The sequence below is a fragment of the Tenacibaculum sp. 1_MG-2023 genome (assembly GCF_030547425.1).
Lineage (GTDB): Bacteria > Bacteroidota > Bacteroidia > Flavobacteriales > Flavobacteriaceae > Polaribacter.
This window is the reverse complement of the sequence record NZ_JAUORH010000049.1, coordinates 1-1,119: the sequence shown is the minus strand read 5'-3', so window position 1 is coordinate 1,119 and position 1,119 is coordinate 1. Positions and strand designations below refer to the sequence as shown.

Below are 1,119 nucleotides of genomic sequence, written 5' to 3'. Positions count from 1 at the left end.
GTGTTTTGTAACTGAAACAAGTTGCTAATTATCAGTAAGATGAACAACTTTTTTATTTTAAATCATAATGCACAACGAGTATAAATAATATAATTCAAGTTAATATAAAAGCAATAACAATACTTACACATCAACTGCTTCCTAATTTAAAAAACAAAAAAAATCATATATTTTAAATGTACCAAGCATTGCTGCTTTTTCTCCTTTAGGCTATAAAACAGTTTAACCTGCTTCAAAAGCTTTTGTCCACTCATTTTTATTAGGTCTTTCAGAAGAACTAAAAAACACTAATGTTTCTGTTAGTGTTATAAATCCTGGAGCTATGAAAACAAATCCAGAAATTACTGCAAGAATTAAAAAAACAAGGCTTCTTAGGTAAATTAACCTTGTTAGACCCAAAAAAGATTGCTAAATATTCAATAAAAAAAATGTTTAAACGAAAAGCATTTATAATCATAAACCCAATGAGTTGGTTTATTTCTACTCTTTTACCTAATTGGATAAAAATACCTATAATGACAAGTATAATAAAAAGAGAAGCTTAAACATGAAACGAATTTTTATTACAGGAATTAACGGTTTATTAGGTACTAATTTATGTCATGAACTTTTACAACAAGGTTATTTTGTTGTTGGTCTTACCAGAAAAAAACAAAACTATAAAGGAAAAGAACATAAGCACTTAAAGCTAATTGAAGGTGATTTATTTATAGACTTTACTTCTTTATTAAATAATGTAGATGTAGTAATACATGTTGCTGCAACAACTAGTCAAAGTTTATTGAGGTATTCTGATTATAAGAAAATAAACTGCAATACTACCATACAACTATACAACGCTGCTATAATATGTAATGTTAAACGCTTTATTTTTGTTAGTACTGCCAATACTTTAGGGTATGGTTCTTTACAAAAACCGGGGACTGAAAATAATAAAATGAGTAAACTTTTTAAACAATCATATTATGCAAAAAGTAAATTTGAAACTGAAAAGTATTTGTTAAAAAATAACCATAAGATAAAAACTGCTATTATAAATCCTACTTTTATGAACTGGTGCAAAAAGAACTTTATAGAAATTAAATATACACAACCAGGGAAGCCAATGCAAAACGGATA

General features: G+C 26.7%; 1 protein-coding gene and 1 pseudogene. Both read left to right on the top strand.

Translation table 11 applies throughout. The features are described from left to right. Window positions 1–280 precede the first annotated feature (280 nt). A pseudogene (locus Q4517_RS15390) lies at window positions 281–379 on the top strand (short-chain dehydrogenase); the annotation flags it as partial. Window positions 380–547: 168 nt separating this feature from the next. Continuing rightward, window positions 548–1,119, top strand: a 572-nt coding sequence (locus tag Q4517_RS15385) for an NAD-dependent epimerase/dehydratase family protein (protein WP_303511283.1), incomplete at its 3' end; no start/stop codon positions are given.